The sequence below is a fragment of the Paenibacillus alkaliterrae genome (assembly GCF_021532375.1).
Taxonomy (GTDB): domain Bacteria; phylum Bacillota; class Bacilli; order Paenibacillales; family Paenibacillaceae; genus Pristimantibacillus; species Pristimantibacillus alkaliterrae.
On the sequence record NZ_JAKGAP010000041.1, the window covers coordinates 56,198 to 71,377 of the forward strand.

General features: G+C 39.2%; 13 protein-coding genes and 1 pseudogene. 12 read left to right on the forward strand and 2 right to left on the reverse strand.

The features are described 5' to 3' along the window. Positions 1–168 precede the first annotated feature (168 nt). The 5 genes from L1N85_RS17160 to L1N85_RS28185 all read left to right on the forward strand — a co-directional run bounded on the left by L1N85_RS17160 (position 169) and on the right by L1N85_RS28185 (position 3,472). Positions 169–627, forward strand: coding sequence for a hypothetical protein (locus L1N85_RS17160; RefSeq protein ID WP_235240291.1), 459 nt, complete (start codon positions 169–171; stop codon positions 625–627). Positions 628–1,670: 1,043 nt separating this feature from the next. After that, a complete protein-coding gene (locus L1N85_RS17165; protein ID WP_235240292.1) occupies positions 1,671–2,147 on the forward strand; it encodes a hypothetical protein in 477 nt (158 codons plus the stop codon). Between the two features lie 6 nt (positions 2,148–2,153). Further along, complete coding sequence (locus L1N85_RS17170; RefSeq protein ID WP_235240293.1) at positions 2,154–2,297, forward strand: hypothetical protein; 144 nt, start codon at positions 2,154–2,156, stop codon at positions 2,295–2,297. Between the two features lie 151 nt (positions 2,298–2,448). Next, positions 2,449–2,733, forward strand: coding sequence for an Rpn family recombination-promoting nuclease/putative transposase (locus tag L1N85_RS17175; RefSeq protein WP_235240294.1), 285 nt, complete (start codon positions 2,449–2,451; stop codon positions 2,731–2,733). A gap of 451 nt (positions 2,734–3,184) precedes the next feature. After that, positions 3,185–3,472, forward strand: coding sequence for a DUF7695 domain-containing protein (locus L1N85_RS28185; RefSeq protein WP_456238770.1), 288 nt, complete (start codon positions 3,185–3,187; stop codon positions 3,470–3,472). A 764-nt stretch (positions 3,473–4,236) separates the two neighbouring features. Here L1N85_RS28185 and L1N85_RS17180 read toward each other — a convergent pair. Further along, positions 4,237–5,001, reverse strand: a complete 765-nt coding sequence (locus L1N85_RS17180; RefSeq protein ID WP_235240295.1) for an NAD-dependent protein deacylase — start codon at positions 4,999–5,001, stop codon at positions 4,237–4,239. An 833-nt stretch (positions 5,002–5,834) separates the two neighbouring features. Here L1N85_RS17180 and L1N85_RS17185 point away from each other — a divergent pair. The 4 genes from L1N85_RS17185 to L1N85_RS17200 are packed head-to-tail and all read left to right on the forward strand — an operon-like array spanning position 5,835 to position 12,375. Further along, positions 5,835–6,413 (forward strand): restriction endonuclease subunit S, encoded by a 579-nt coding sequence (locus L1N85_RS17185; RefSeq protein WP_235240296.1) that lies wholly within the window; start codon positions 5,835–5,837, stop codon positions 6,411–6,413. Positions 6,414–6,417: 4 nt separating this feature from the next. Then, positions 6,418–9,474 carry a type I restriction endonuclease subunit R gene (locus tag L1N85_RS17190; RefSeq protein WP_235240297.1) on the forward strand — a complete coding sequence of 1,019 codons (3,057 nt, stop codon included), beginning with the start codon at positions 6,418–6,420 and terminating at the stop codon, positions 9,472–9,474. Positions 9,475–9,516: 42 nt separating this feature from the next. Beyond that, positions 9,517–10,740 (forward strand): restriction endonuclease subunit S, encoded by a 1,224-nt coding sequence (locus tag L1N85_RS17195; protein WP_235240298.1) that lies wholly within the window; start codon positions 9,517–9,519, stop codon positions 10,738–10,740. Between the two features lie 18 nt (positions 10,741–10,758). Beyond that, positions 10,759–12,375 carry a type I restriction-modification system subunit M gene (locus L1N85_RS17200; RefSeq protein WP_235240299.1) on the forward strand — a complete coding sequence of 539 codons (1,617 nt, stop codon included), beginning with the start codon at positions 10,759–10,761 and terminating at the stop codon, positions 12,373–12,375. A 62-nt stretch (positions 12,376–12,437) separates the two neighbouring features. Here the strand turns inward: L1N85_RS17200 and L1N85_RS27990 are convergent. Then, positions 12,438–12,506: pseudogene (locus L1N85_RS27990) on the reverse strand (IS3 family transposase); the annotation flags it as partial. Positions 12,507–12,721: 215 nt separating this feature from the next. On the opposite strand from L1N85_RS27990, the gene tnpB reads away from it, so the two are divergent. The 3 genes from tnpB (at position 12,722) to L1N85_RS17210 (ending at position 15,146) form a co-directional block, all read left to right on the forward strand. Next, positions 12,722–13,000 carry an IS66 family insertion sequence element accessory protein TnpB gene (gene tnpB, locus L1N85_RS27995; RefSeq protein WP_407946488.1) on the forward strand — a complete coding sequence of 93 codons (279 nt, stop codon included), beginning with the start codon at positions 12,722–12,724 and terminating at the stop codon, positions 12,998–13,000. Between the two features lie 330 nt (positions 13,001–13,330). Further along, a complete protein-coding gene (locus L1N85_RS17205) occupies positions 13,331–14,866 on the forward strand; it encodes a DUF262 domain-containing protein (RefSeq protein WP_235240300.1) in 1,536 nt (511 codons plus the stop codon). Beyond that, positions 14,850–15,146 (forward strand): hypothetical protein, encoded by a 297-nt coding sequence (locus L1N85_RS17210; RefSeq protein WP_235240301.1) that lies wholly within the window; start codon positions 14,850–14,852, stop codon positions 15,144–15,146. The genes L1N85_RS17205 and L1N85_RS17210 overlap by 17 nt, the downstream gene beginning before the upstream one ends. Positions 15,147–15,180: the final 34 nt, after the last annotated feature.

Here is a 15,180-nt window from a genome sequence, read left to right on the forward strand (position 1 = left end):
ATTAAAGTATGGCGTATGTTAAAGATCGATAAGTTTTTGGAGGAATTCACCCTGGACTAGTTCCTTCGCTCATTCCGATGTTCACCGCCCTTCAATAAGGTTAGAAATGGGATTCAATCATTTTATATTATGAACAACAAAGATTATAACGACATGAGGATGTATAAAATGAATTTAAAAAAACTACTAATTGAATTAAATCAATCAAGCTATTTATATCAGGATCTAGTCGATTTTTATGAAGAAATTCAGGACGCAAAATCTAGAAGTTCCAAACAACTTGTTCTTTGCGGATACAGAGAATTAATTGAGAAAACTTTAAGAATAACTTTATTCGGGGTACTGTCATTAAAGGGATACCTAGAACAGTGCAATGACCTTAGAGTAAGTAGTTTAATCAATATGTGGATAGTTGAATCAAATTTTTATAAATCCTCCTCCGAAATGGGAATGCTTGAAGCGTATAATAATGAATTAAGGCTTACACATTCATGTGCAGAAGAAACACTTGATAATATCTGTGTAATTATTGCCTCATGGTGTTTACATCAAGTAAGGTGTTTCAAAGTTTTTGGTGATAAATACTCTATAAAACCTATCGACCAGAAGATCATGAATCAAGTATAACAAAGTAGCTTTGGAACTAAGCGTAAAGCTTGTTACATTGTCTTAATGGACACGACAAACATCGCAATACACAGAACCCACAAGAATAAGAATGAATCACGTTTGTCGAGTACATGTTGAAGGTCCGGCTATGCGGAAGTCCACGAAGATCGTTGTGGTCATTCATGTGAGGCTTGTTTTATTGGAGGCACAAAAAGGCGTAAGTACTTTGAACAAGAACATGGCCTAAAGCGTGAGCGACAGAAAAGATATTATGGTGATGGTGTTATGAAGAGAAGATCAGTAACTGTAAAACGTCCCCGCGTCCTCATCTGAGATAGATCCACTCGCTGTGATTTGGTCGGTTTTCAAAGAAAGATTCCGATCCGGATGTAAAGCAGGTAGAAAACCATTTACAATCGCAAGAGACAAAGCGGCGTTAATGGGTAGTGGGGCATTTCAGGATCCATTTAGTTGGGTTATGGAGCATCTTCATAGTAATCAGCAAACACCATTGCTAGTGCTAGTACGGGTATTAAATTCCATTTAAATCGTAATTTCAAGGAGAATGCACAATGAAAACTTTTTACGTTACTGATGAACAGGAAAAGCAAATCGACGAATGGGATAAATGTAAAAACGAGTATCATGTAGCAATTGGTGGGGGCATCTAACTTATCTGTGTATTCCGACATCCATTGGTACGCTTGTACGCGTTGAATGTTCTGCTTGTAATGAACATATAGAACTTTATGATCAAATGTAATCAACAACATGTAACAAGAGTTCATAGGAATAATACTATCGCCGCAGGAAGACGGGTTACTTATGCCGGTGTGCTTGAAGATGGATATAAAGAGATTCTTGCAAGGCAGCAGGTCTTAGAGATGATTTATGAGAGGGATCCGTTGATTAAAAAATCGGCAGAAAAATTAGACCGACTTTCTCAAGACCCTGAAGTGGTCCGACGCTGAGGGGCGCGAAGAGAGCTGTTTTTAGAAAAATCTTAACGTGAAAAGTGTAATTACTTAAGAAAACATTAATTCTTTGGGGAGGTATGGATAATGGATAATAATAGGGCCTACGAAAAACTTAACTTTCTAAGTGAGGATGAAGAAATTCGTCGGATGGCCGAGCTCCGTGTAAAAGGACGGGCCGATCAAATAGCACAGTTTGAGTTTTTGCTCGAAAAGCAACAATTGAAAATAGCAAAAAAGATGCTCGATAAAGGATATACATCGTCAGAAGTCTCGGAATTATTAGACGTACCAGAACAGACGATTCAGCGTTGGGGCGAATCTGAGATGGATTCAATTCCCATAATTCAATCGGTTTCTGCAGAAGGATTAAAATCCGGATGGAAAGCAGGCAGAAAATCATCAACCAAAGCTACAATCGCAAGAGATCGAGCAACATTAATGAATAAAGTACCTAAGAATCCAAACAAGCGACAATGCATAGCGAAAAATATCACTTTCCCGGTTCAAAGGGAAAACGAATACTGGATCCGTCTGCTGTCTAAAAAGACACTTAAAAGGTGATCTGAAGTGTCGAAAAAAGAACAGGCAAAATTGGTGAAAGCTGCTCTAGAAAAAATCGGATATAAGGTAAAGGATGGGGTGAATAAAGATATCAGTCATCCGAACTACTCTGGCATTATCAGCAAAAAGGACCACCGTAATTCTGAATAGGGAAGAGGAGTTGCACCAGCAGTTGGAGACAGAAGGAATTCGGTTTGAGTGACGAGGTGCTCGATTATATATTGAAAGGGTGCAAGGAATAGTCACGAAGGAGCTTTTCGGCCCCGAGGATGTCGAAGTGGAAATTCGAGGAGGAGTAATGATGAGCGACGATAAAAAATATCTACTTACGCCGCAGGAAGACGGCACTTATGTCCGTGTGCTTGAAGACGGCTGCAAAGAGATTCTTACACACCAGCAGGTCTTAGAGATGATTTATGTGAGGGACCCGTTGATTAAAAAAGCGGCAGAAAAGTTAGAACGACTTTCTCAAGACCCTGAAGTGGTCCGACAATATGAGGATCGTGAAGAGTTATTAAGTCAGCAGAGAAGCAGGGGTGTCAGGAGAGTGACAAGGTGTGAGCGCAATGCCCACACTGAAGGATAAAACCGAGGCCAGTCGTTTGAACAGCGAAAGAAAAGGAGAGAAATAAGCATTCACTCAATTATAATTTCAATTACAAAAAAAGACCCTAGCTCTTCGCTAGGATCTTTCTCTCGATCTTCGATCATGTTCGCCCATTTAAGGGTTTTCGATAGGAGTCAGCTCTTCACTGCTCACTACCCTCAGTACCATTATTATATAGTTAAACTCTCGAGTAATCAAGCTGGTGGTGTATGAACGGCAGGGCTAAACCACTTCGTCAGACTTGCCAAGCGGATTGGAGATGCAAGCATGTGGCAGAAATGAAACCTCTTCATATTAGCGATCCAATTTTAGCATAGAAGAGGCAAGTTGAACTTGCTGTGTCTCGTGATTGACTATGCTTACTGCTACGAAGATTACATCTACAATGCGGCCGTAGCCGAGAATTTCGCCTCTTTGATTAACCTATTGAATGATATTAATAAAAGTAAATGTTGGGATTATAGTGATAACATCGCCAAGCCCCGACGCAAAGGATTGTTCATATAAGGGGGGGGAATGTTGTGTGAATAAAATTCTTCGAAACATGATACGGTGCCTTTCATGTGGCGATATTATCGAATCTACATATGTTCATGATTATAAAGTATGTCGATGTGGAAATGTTTCTGTTGACGGAGGAAAGGACTATTTTAAGAGATCTTATCCAGCGGACCGATCTCAAGTTGATTCGTATGAGGAATTGTCCCAGTGGGAGTGAGCTGGAAGGCTAGTATGGTGTGCCATATAGTTCGTACTCACAGGTTCTAAACCGAATGGTTGTGCTGAATACTTCGTACTGAGAATTCTCTCCGGGTTGTGATTAGATCCCCGTACTCACACGTCGTATAGACAGACTCCCAATTCTTGTATAATGAAATTGAGGTGATAGCTATGAAAGACAAAATGATCGAACGGCTCTTGAACAAAAAATCTGAAATGTATCCAAAAATGTTGGCTGACGAGAAAGAAGGTCTTCGCAGCATAACAGAAAAAAAGTCCGACACTCAACCTGTCAAGTAACATTAATCACTGCGACCAGAAACTCAGAGATTTTGATAACCCAGAAGTCCCATATTCAGATTACTTAAGTTGCAAAAGCTATTTGATCAAAAAATAGAAGAACAGATAAGAAACATGGTGTTAATGCATGAGGGACATTTGAAGAGTGAAAAAATCCGGTCACTATTGCAGGAGGAGCGGGTTTTGGATAGGTGTATTCTAATTATGGAGAAAAATCAAAGAAGATCAGTGCCAAAGAATCCAAATAAGACCATGCGAAGCAACGAATATTACCTTCATGGTTCAAAAGGATAATGAAAAATGGATCCGTCTGCTATCTAAAAAGTGCTCATTATTTAGTCGATAGTGCAGATAAAATTTGATTTGTATGATGGTTCCTAACACACTTCTACCTCTTCGACTGCCTTAGCATCGAATTCCACTCCTCGAGCTTTTAGGATGCTAAGGCAGCACTTTTAAGTATTAAAACATTGCTGTGATCTTCTCTAACGATTCACAAATATCATGACGCAATACATATAATTCTCTCTTATTGTCTAATGGTGATTTATCTCGATTGATGATAATAATCGGTGTTTTGGCATTACGATATTCCGGAATGCTTGCAAAGGGATAGACTTGAAGTGAAGTACCCAGAATTAAGATCGCATCCGAATCATAGGCAAGACATTGCACTTCGTAAAATGGATTATCGGTTAACCAATACCCACTTTCGTCAAACAAAACAAAGTCTGGTTTGATGATGCACTGATTTCGATCTTCAGTGCAGCCGCAATAAAAGAAGTTCTCTGAATCACTTTCCAATAATTCCTTCATGACGTATTTTTTCCTGCATCCGTGGCATGTCGCTGTTCGCATAGTACCGTGAAACTCAATGACGTTTTGACTGCCGGCATCTGAATGAAGTCCATCGATATTCTGAGTGACGATATGCGATATTCGCCCTTTTTGTTCCCATTGAGCCAATATTTGATGACCAATATTTGGCTGTGCTTTGGGATAAAAGAGAGCATCCTTCAGAAATTCATAGAATTTCTTGGGATTTCTATAGAAATACTCTCGGGAAAGGATACGTTCTCCCCTTAATTTCGGGTTGTTTTTATATATACCGGTCTTTGATCTGAAATCAGGTATGCCACTTGCGGTTGAAATTCCAGCACCAGTGAGCACAAGTATGTTCCTCTTAGTTCTTAATATGTCTGCAGCAAACTCAATGTTTGTAATCATGGACTCCACTCCCTTTAAGTTAATTATTCGGATTTTATGGTGGAAGATCTGGAAATAGTAAAGACCCTCATTTTGAGAGTTGCGGAATTCTCAATCTTTCTACTCTTCCATAATGAGCGATTAGGTTTTTTGGTCGTGTTCAGGTAAGCGGTCATACTCACTCACTGATCGAACTAGACGAGATTTTCTCCGATTTCTTTTTGTCCGATGTATTAGATGTCTCCCTACCCATATGCGTTGTCATCAGGACCGACGAGCACGGGTTGACCATACGAGCTAGAGGAATGGTCGATAGTAAACCGCCCCCCAGTCCATATACCTATCTTACTCGTGTCCAACAAATTGTTAGACCATTAGCTTTAATCTCTCATTAAAGGCTTGATGATAAGAGCATAGATGCGACAGGTAAATTCGAATACCCAATTTATTTTAAATATATCTCATCACGCTATTCTTGGCGATTTTAGGCGACGACAACAAAAAAACTTTATAGATCTCATTTGGAGTCTGCTTTACTTAGTTCATAAAATACTCATTTTATGTCATCATTTCGATGTAAAAAAAGAGCACGCCTCAAAATGGTAGGACGTGGTTACAATTTTTTTCTTTTTTAGGGTCTGTTGGATGGTGTAACTAATTGGTAAAAGAGAGCCTTTTGGTAGAAGAGTGAAATAAAAACATTGCTTTCAGAATAGTTGCTTTAGACTTTTCTTGATATCGATATTGAAATCTAAAAATATTTCATATTATCGTTTGACATAGTAAATCCGAGTGATTTAATATGTAATATATAAATATTTCAATGAATGCGATCGAAGTTTGGGGTGGTTTAATTGGAGAAAAGAGGATTAAAGGAGTTCGTAACATTCGTTCCAGGTATAAATCCAACACGGGCGCAAACACAGTTTGGAATTCAATCAATCAATTATTATGACCGGTCATCTTTTGAAGCTGATTCTAATTATGAGGACGTAGTTGTTAAAGATGCAGAAAAATCTTTGTCTCAAATTAACCCCTCGTTAAATGAAGGTGATGTTGTTATCAGCAACTCATTGCAGCTCGCCACAATGGTCGGTAAAAGTAATGTGGGTAAAGTGTTATCGCTCAATTTCACAAAAATAGAGTTTGATAGCGAACAACTTGATAAGAAATATTTTCTTTTCTTGTTCAATGCTTACAAAGTTGTGAGGCGACAAAAAGAAAGGGAGTTGCAGGGGAGTGGTCCTGTTCTAAGAATTCCACTTCGTTCGCTAGAGGAGATTATTATTCCTGTTCTCCCATTTGAAGAACAGCAGAAAATAGGTGCTATTTACGTAGAAACTCTGAAGCTACAAAGTAAATTAAACAAATACGCAGACTTGATTGGGCAGTTTACGAGCTCAATCATAGAAGAAACCTTAGAGGGGAAATAATCAAATGAAAAGTCAATCGGAGTTGGCGTTCGAAAGTGAAGTCGTCGATTATTTGACTAAAATCGGTGGCGTAAAACAATGGGAATACAAAAAAGGCATCAAAACAACCGAACAACTCTGGGATAATTTTAAAATGATCCTAGAGCAAAACAATCGTGCTCGTTTAGATGAACCATTGTCTGTCACTGAATTTAACCAGGTGAAGAAAATCATCACTAGTATTGAATCACCTTACCATGCTGGACAATTTTTGTATGGAGTTAACGGAGTTTCTGAAATTGAAGTTGACCTTGACAATGGTAAGCATGTTTTTCTGACAGTATTCGACCAAGCTCAAGTCGGTGGTGGAAACACTGTTTATCAAGTGGTAAATCAAATTAAACGGCCAAAAGTAATTGATGGTAAGCCAAATCGTCGATTTGATGTGACATTGCTTATTAATGGTTTACCAATTATTCAAATCGAATTAAAGAAAGCACTTCACAGTACTACAGAATCCTTGAACCAAATGGAACAGTATATTGCTGAAAAACAATTCAGTGGTATCTTTTCAACCTTGCAAATTCTAATCGCGATGACGCAGTATGATATTCGTTACATGGCAAATACCCCATTACAAAGCTTTAACCGAGCTTTTGCATTCAACTGGCAAAATGAAGATGATGCTCGCCCTATTCGTTCATGGAAGGTGTTTGCGGATAAAGTATTGTCAATTCCAATGGCTCATGATTTGGCAACACGCTACATGGTACTTGATGGTACTAAAAACAAAGAAAGTATCAAAGTCATGCGTCCTTATCAAGTCTATGCCACAAAGCGTGTGCTTGATAAAGTTAGAAAATTTGACTTCAAATATGATGATGGGAAATTAGGATACATTTGGCACACTACGGGTTCAGGTAAGACAATTACAAGTTTCAAGACAGCATGGCTTGCAAGTCGTCTAGCTAATGTAGATAAAGTTGTCTTTTTGGTTGACCGAATTGCGCTCACGAACCAAACATCTGATGCATATAAAGCCTATGATCCTGTTGCGGGATTTGAAGGGAAAACGGGTGTGGTGGGTGACACTGCAAATATTTCAGACCTTCATCGCAAATTAACGAAGAAGAGTGACAAGAACATCATCGTGACAAGTATTCAAAAGATGTCGCGTTATGTAGCGCGAGATAGCTTCGAGCCACTGAATGAAAATATTCTTTTTATTGTTGATGAAGCCCACCGTTCAACTGGAGACGGTACTGAAAATGATGGTATGCTTGAAACGATCCGAAAAGCTATTCCTAATTCTGCCTGGGTTGGTTATACAGGGACACCAAAATTTCCTGAAACACGAGAGATCTTTGGTGATATTCTACATGCTTACACCATCAAAGAAGCAATTGCGGATAAAAACGTCTTAGGGTTTAACGTTGAATTTAAGGAAACGATCGAGGCTCCCGTAGATCCAACCGAAGATGATATCGATGATAATGTTCGTGGTAGTGTTTACGACTATAGCCCAGAACATGTAAACTTGCTGGTTAATGACATCTTCGATAACTGGAAGAAACGTTCAAATGACCGCAAGTATAATGCCTTGTTTACAGTCCACGTTGGCGGTAACAAAGCAAGTACACCAAGAGCGATGGAATATTTCGATAAATTTGCTGAAGAAAATGCGAATTGTCCCGTAGAGCAACGATTAAAAGTTGCGGTGAGTTTCTCAGCAGATACATCTAATAGTATTCATCAACTAAAAACGAACGAGAACTTACATAGAGCCATTAAAGTCTATAACACAATGTTTGGCACAGCTTTTGATATGACGACAGTTAAAGCTTACACAGAAGACTTAGCACGACGTTTGAACAAGACAGCTGATGATGGTAACTATTTAGATTTGGTTATCGTTGTTGACCAACTTTTGACTGGTTTTGATGCTCCTGAGATGAATACGCTCTATATTGATCGAACACTTAAAGGTGGGAACCTGATTCAGGCATACTCACGTACAAACCGAATGCATAACCTTGTCGATAAGCCTTGGGGGAATGTTGTTAACTATCGTTGGCCAGAGCAAAACGAGTATGAAATGAATAAGGCTTTTGCTATCTATTCAAATCGTGCATCGGCTGCTGAACAGCTTTCACTTGAAGATTTGAAAGAAGGTAATGAAGAGTCTGGTATTATTTCGAAACCATTTAGTAAGGTTCAAGCTGAGATGCAAGAAGTCATCAAGAAACTTGGGTCGCTTACAGATGATTTTGTACAATTACCACCAAGTGAAAAAGCACAGGATGAAGTCTTTGAAAATTTGAAAGAGTATAATCGTTTGCTTAGTCAGTTGAAACAATATACCGAAGATGATGACAAAAATCCTGTTTCTGCTTATGATCATCCTGAAGAGTTCTATGAACGTTTAGGGATTACTGAGGAGCAGGAAGTCATTTTAACAACTGTCATCGCCGGTGAGTTGAAAGAACGACGTGCTAAGCGAGAAAATATCGATATTTCGCAAGTCAATCTCTCTATGATTCATATTCACGACGTTACCATCAACTATGACTACTTGATTGATTTAATTGCTCGAATGGCTGACGAAGTTCATGCGAACTTTATGTCTAAAGCAGAAAAGACACGTGATGAAATCCATATTGAAATTGCCAAGTCAGATAATGAAAGAGAAAAATCTAAGATGCGCAACTTTGTATCTAAAATTATCTCAAAAGAGTTTGTATTTGATCATTATCCAGCTCCTCGAAGTATTGAAAAAATGAACCAAGCGATGGATAGAGCACAAAAGGATACGAATATTCTACTTGTAACGAACTTCATCCGTACTTGGGGACTTGATAACAGCACAAAACCTAAGGAACTTGAAAGCTTGATTAGGAGACACCGTTTAGGTCAAGAGGATATGGATAAACAAGGTGAGTTAACAGCAATCATGAATGACGCAAGAGCTGATTATAAAGAAATTGCAGATAAAAAGATTGCAGAATTATCTTGGGTACGATATCGCATTGAATTCCGTAAGGCATTTTACGAAATGGCTGACGAAATTAAGAAGGGAGAGTAGTCGAGTGAAGAAATTATACAGACTACAAAAAGGAGATCAGAAATGAGCGATAACATAACAAAATCACCCCAATTTAGATTCGCAGGATATACTGACGCTTGGGAACAGCGTAAGTTGGGGGAGATTTACACGGAAAGAAACGAAAGAGGTAATAATTCTTTACAAATTCTTTCGGTTTCCATTCATCACGGTATTTCAAACGGTGAATTAGACAGCAGTACATTGGGTAAGGAAGTTCGCAGAAGTGAAGATAAATCCTTGTATAAAGGTGTGCGTTCCGGCGATCTAGTATTCAACATGATGCGTGCTTGGCAAGGAGCGATCGGCGTAGCAAAAATAGAAGGAATGGTAAGCCCTGCCTATATTACGGCCATTCCGAATGAAAAATTATTTCCGCCATTTATGGATTATTGCTTGCGGCGGCATGAGATAATTACCCAGATAGATAATTTTTCTTATGGGGTCACGGATTTCAGAAAAAGGCTGTATTGGGATTCGTTTTCCAAAGTTTCGTGCCTTATTCCTTCTGTTCCTGAACAAATCAAAATCAATTCGTTCTTCAATCAACTCGACAACCTCATCACCCTTCATCAGCGTAAGTTAGAACTGTTGAAGGATACGAAAAAGGGCCTGCTTCAAAAAATGTTTCCGAAAGATGGAGCCGATGTTCCTGAAATTCGCTTTGCAGGATTTACGGATGCTTGGGAACAGCGTAAGTTGAGTGACGTGCTAACTGAACGTAATGTTCAGCATCCACAAAACAAGGATTATCCACTAGTATCATTCACTGTTGAGAAAGGTGTTACACCTAAAACAGAACGTTACGAACGAGAACAGCTTGTTGTGGGTGATAAAGCTGCTAAAAAGTATAAAGCCACTGAGCTAAATGATATCGTCTATAATCCTGCTAACCTGAAGTTTGGTGCGATTTCACGAAATAGTTATGGAAAAGCGGTGTTCAGCCCAATCTATGTGACGTTCGAAGTAAATGACAAGTTAGCATTTCCAAGCTATGTCGAAATGTTCGTCACACGACAAGACTTTATTCGGTATTCATTACGTTATCAACAAGGTACTGTGTACGAACGCCAATCAGTTAGCCCGGAAGATTTATTGAGTTTGAAAATTTTATTGCCAGGCAAGGAGGAACAGCTCCAAATTGGTAATTTCTTTGATCAACTCAACGACACTATCGCTCTTCAGCAGCGTGAGTTAAATTCGCTTAAAAAATTGAAGGAATCACTGCTTCAACAAATGTTTGTATAAGAAAAGGAGATTACACAAATGAGTAATGCAACAGATATTACATCCAAGCTATGGGAAATGGCTAATAAACTTCGTGGGACAATGGATGCAAGTGAGTACAAGAATTATATTTTGCCATTTATGTTCTATCGCTACTTATCAGAAAATCAAGATGAATACTTGAAAGACAATGATCTGGAAGAGTATTACGAAGTGACAGATGATACTGAAAAGGAAGATTACCTCGAGGAGATTAGTAAAGGTATCGGATATGCGATTGACCCAGCCTACACTTGGGAAAAAATTGTATCAAAAATTGAAAATCACAAAATCAAAGCTAGTGACTTCCAAGACATGTTTGACTCATTCAATACAAACGCCAAACGGAACGCAGTCGCAGAAGCTGACTTTGCAAACGTATTCTCAGATGTTAACCTTGGGGATACACGCCTTGGCTCAAGTACAAACGAACGTGCGAAGGCCTTGAATGATATCGTTTTGATGATTAACGAGTTCAATTTCAAGGACGATACAGGACGTGACATTTTGGGTGACGTGTACGAGTATTTGATTGGGCAGTTTGCTGCCAATGCTGGTAAAAAAGGCGGGGAATTCTATACACCTCATGAAGTTAGTCAAGTCCTTGCAAAAATTGTCACGGTTGATGCAGCTGGTACTGGTGATCAGTTTCGCGTATATGACCCTACAATGGGATCAGGTTCACTTCTTTTAACAGTTCAAAAAGAATTGCCAAATGGTGATGAAGAAGGGAGCGTTGAGTTTTACGGCCAAGAGATGAATACAACGACTTATAACTTGGCTCGCATGAACTTGATGATGCATGGAGTTAACTATCGCAATATGGAGTTGAAACGCGCAGACACACTTGATGCTGACTGGCCATTTGCTGAAAAAGATGGCACACAAATTCCTTTGAAGTTCGACGCAGTTGTGGCTAACCCCCCATATTCTCAAAACTGGGATATAAAAGATGTTGACCGAGAAAAAGATACACGTTTCAAGGGTTATGGTGTAGCACCAGCTTCTAAGGCAGATTATGCCTTTGTTCTTCATGGACTTTACCATTTAGATAAAGCTGGAACAATGGCTATCGTATTGCCACATGGTGTACTCTTCCGTGGTGCATCTGAAGGTAAAATCCGTAAGAATATTATCGAAAACAATCTTTTAGATACTGTTATAGGATTGCCAGCTAATTTGTTCTATGGGACAAGTATCCCAACATGTGTGCTGGTGTTCAAAGGCCGTGAAGCTCGCAAGAGTACAGATGTTTTGTTCATTGATGCTTCAAATGAGTTTGTAAAAGGCAAGAACCAAAACAAACTCTCTCCTGAAAACATCAACAAAATTATCGAAACTTACTGTAACCGTGAAGATATTGAGAAATATGCTCATGTGGCATCTTTGGATGAAATCAAAAAAAATGATTACAATTTGAACATTCCACGTTATGTCGATACGTTTGAAGAAGAAGAAGGTATTCCACTTTCACAAGTGGCTCAAGAGTTGACAGAAGTTAAAGCAGAAATTGCAAATTCATATGATAACTTATTTGGGCTTTTGAACGAGTTGAATGGAACAACCGATGAAGCAAAGAAAGAACTGAGTAATTTTATCAGTCTCTTAAGGAAATAATAGTGTTAGAAAAGAGTTAAGGATTTAAACTGACCCCCTGTCAAGGACACTTTCAAAAAAGGTTAGACAACAGCTAACAGATGATTTCTGTATTGTACAGGAGTCATCTTTTTTAATCCCCACTGGTATCTAGGTAAGCTTCAAATCTAGCCCACCTTCAACCGTCACTTCATATATGAGAACATAGGGGCAATCCAATTGAGGAGGTTGCCTCTATGTCTACCAAAGAACAACTCCGCAAGCAATGGGCCCAGCGTATCACGGAGTTCCGCTCTAGCGGGATGACGATGGTTTGCTTGGTGTTCCGTAAATAAATGCTCCATCGCACAGTTGAAGAAATCTCGTCATGCTAAACCTCTCTTCAGCCCATCGCGTCTATCTCGCTTGTGGCGTGACCGATCTGCGTAAATCGATCGACGGCCTTGCTGCACTCGTTCAGACCAGCTTTGGCCTCGACCCATTCTCACCATGTTTGTTTGTGTTCTGCAACCGTCAGCGAAACAAGCTCAAAATCCTCTGCTGGGAGCATAACGGCTTTTGGGTTTTCTACCACCGCCTGGCAAGATGCTATACTGATCCAATTCATCCCAGGTATCGAATTAATCGCCGCTTTTATGTGTTCTGAAGTTGATCCCGGTATACAAAGAATGCTTGGTGAAATATGTATAATATTGTACTATTAATGATGAACAGAACGAGAAAATTTGGTGATAAAATTAATGACAAAAGAAGTCTTTGATAAAGCGTATCAGTACTTTAAGCAGTATTATTATTTCGGATATGTGAACTTTGTTCATATTGTGGTGAACCAGTGATCAGTGTGTTGTTATTGAAGATCTAGTTGGAAAATCTCGACGAGCAGGTATCGAGAATGTTTCTTCGTTCGATTGATACCAAGTGCAAACCTGACCTAGGGGTTTATTAACGCGAGCAGCCACTGTAGGAGGTTAGAAAATTGGCAAATGGAGAAAAGACAATAGGAGACCTAAAAGGTCACAATTTTTTCGTGCCTTCATATCAAAGGGGGTATCGTTGGACTAAAGATGAAGTAACAGCGCTACTTGATGATGTGTCCGAATTTTCCAACGAAGGCGATAAGATGTACTGTATTCAGCCGCTTATAGTAAAGAGACGCGAGGATAGCTCGTTCGAAGTTGTAGACGGACAACAACGCCTCACTACTATTTATATTTTCATGAAAATTGCCGCACAAGAAATTCGCTCTGCCGTGCCACCTTTTGAATTGAGTTACGAAACCCGTGAAAACAGCAGTTCCTTCTTAAAGAATTTATCGGACGACACCTACTCTGATAATTCAAACATTGATTTCTATCATATGGGACTTGCCTATAAAAATATGAATACATGGCTTGAAACTCAACCTGATAAGTCTGTTGCCATTCAAGAACTTAATACCAAAATCAGAAAGAGCGTTTTTTTTATTTGGTACGAACTCCCGCAAGACAGTGACCCTATTGCTATGTTCACAAAAGTGAATCTGGGTAAAATCTCACTCACCAATGGGGAACTTATTAAAGCCTTACTCCTAAACAAAGATAACTTTGACACATCTTCTGCAAACAAGCGCCAAACTGAGATTTCCTTAGCGTGGGACAGGATAGAACAAGGATTACGCGAGGATTCTTTTTGGTATTTCCTAAATGAAAAAGAGCAAAGCGGTACTCGTATTGATATGCTATTTGATTTGCTTGCAAAAGACTATAACAATAATGCAAAGAATCCGATATCTACTAACCAAAACTACTTTCCGTTTCTAGTATTCTCAGCAGCTTTGAAAAACGCTAAGGGAAGCGAAACTGATTTTGTCAATTCCCTATGGAGTGATGTTGAAAAATTATATGCAGAATTTCGCGATTGGTATAGTGACTTAAATAAATATCATATAATCGGCTATCTAATAGCTACAGGCACAACGATAACAGAGATTTTTTCACTTACTCGAGGCAAGCGAAAAAGCGAGGTTGCCACAGCTTTGCTCGCAAAGGCTAAAATTAAGTATGATGATTTAGCCATACTTGCTCTTGATACAACTGCCCATAAGAAAAGAATCCGCCAGCTACTCTTGCTTTTCAACCTTGCAACACTTGTATGTAAAAGTGAAAAACAATATCGGTTCCCGTTTGATATTTATAAACGTGAAAAATGGGATATTGAGCATATCCATGCAACTGCAGATGAAACAGATGATGCAGATGACAGTTTCGGTAACCTTGCCTTGCTCGACTGTCACACAAATCGCAGTTATAAAGAAGCGCCATTCCTTGATAAACGCAAAATAATTATTGAACGTGAATCCAAGGGTCTTTTTGTACCGCTATGCACAAAAAACGTCTTCTTGAAGGTTTATTCGAAAAATCTTGATGATATGGATATATGGAACGAAAAAGACAAAGTGGATTATGTTTCCGCTGTAACACAAACGCTGAACTCATTCTTCAACGGGGGGCAGGACAGTGAGCGAGACAATTGAAACCTTCTTCAAACTGCTTGATAAATATCAGGTTGAAGTCCCAATTATTCAGCGAGATTACGCCCAAGGGCGACAAGATACCCATGCAAAAAACGTACGTTCAACTTTGCTTAATGACATGAGGGCCGCAATTCTGGGAGAGACACCGCCACTTGATCTTAACTTCGTGTATGGAAAAGTCGAATGCGAAAAATTCATACCGATTGATGGACAACAGCTGTTCGCCGCCTCACTTTATGGCGGCGAAAAGAGCGATTTCCGCCAATTCAATTGGCGGTGAAAATATTCATATACAACCGACAATAGCCTAATCC